The following is a 1284-nucleotide window of genomic DNA, read 5'->3' as shown; positions in this document are numbered from 1 at the left end:
ACATGACGCTCCCTGCGGTGTTTCGGGTCGGCTACCACGCTGGTCTGCGGTGCCTTTTTGCAACTTACGACATCGCCCTAACTCCGGAAAAGCGCGAAGCGCATCTGCGGCTCGTCAAATGGCGGTTTCCTGGCCAGATGGGATTTCGCGGCGCGCTTCAGTTTTACTATGAAATGTTTCCCGAAGTTTTTCGTGTGCGAATTGAGAAACAGGGTTTATGGATGCCTTTCGCCAAAATCTCGAGCGTGGAGGCCTGGGAAGACTTCGGCTTTCGCTTTAAAGAAGGTGACAACGAAACGGCGTGGGATGACGCCCATGGGATTCTGACCTTCCGATACACGGAGCCGATGACATGGTGGATGCCCATGGCTCCGGAACTTCCTCGCACGTATGAGGCGGCTGTGGCAGAGGCAGAGCGTCTCGCCGGGCTGGGACGTCCTCAGGCCCGAGCATGGGAGACAAGCAGTTTTCGGGACCAGAATGGACGAATCCCGGTGCGGCTTCTCGACACTCCATGGTGTAATGGAGCCGTTTGGAGCATGAACTCTCTGCCGCAGATCCCAGGGGAAGTTACCGATTTCCGGCTGAAGTGGAACGCCGAGATCCGCGAGCGTCTTTATGGGCCGAATCGCCAGGCAGACCTGGACGGTGAATACATCGACTCCAGCGAGGGTTATGTCACGGATGAGCTCGACTTTCGCCGGGACCATTTTGTTGGCGAACGCCCACTCACATACGACGGCGATTCCCTGCAACCTGCGGTCTTTCGGGGATTGATTGTGTTCGAATACGTCCGTACGATTGCCGAAGATGTGCATGGGATGGGGAAGTACATGATGGCCAATGGAACCCCGTCGCAGCTCTGCTGGCTGGTACCATGGCTGGATGTGTTGGGAACAGAAACCAACTGGAATCGTCATGGAAAGTGGCAACCCATGAGCGATGGCGAACTGTTGTATCGTCGTGCTCTCTGCGGAAAGAAACCATACTGCTTCCTCATGAACACTGACTTCGATCAGTTTGATCACGAGCACGTGGAAAAATACATGGCGAGGTCGCTGGCGTATGGCATGTTTCCGGGATTCTTCAGCCCCAATGCTTCCACCGGACATTATTTCTCACGGCCGGAGTTGTACAACCGAGATCGTCCCCTTTTCAAAAAATATGTGCCGCTTTGCAAACTTGTTGCGGAGGCCGGCTGGGAACCGATGACTCATGCTCGCTCTTCTCATCCGCGCGTCTACGTGGAACGGTTCGGCAAGCGGTATTTCACTGTCTTCAATG

1 protein-coding gene is annotated in these 1284 nt (G+C 55.1%); it reads left to right on the top strand.

The genetic code is table 11. The features are described 5' to 3' along the window. The coding region (locus H5U08_RS19180) for a hypothetical protein (protein ID WP_297036890.1) at positions 1-1284 on the top strand (1284 nt) is incomplete at both ends.

Origin of the sequence: Thermogutta sp. (genome assembly GCF_014359955.1) — a bacterium.
Taxonomy (GTDB): domain Bacteria; phylum Planctomycetota; class Planctomycetia; order Pirellulales; family Thermoguttaceae; genus Thermogutta.
Note: the sequence above shows the minus strand (reverse complement) of the source record. Positions and strands in the feature narration are given on the sequence as shown.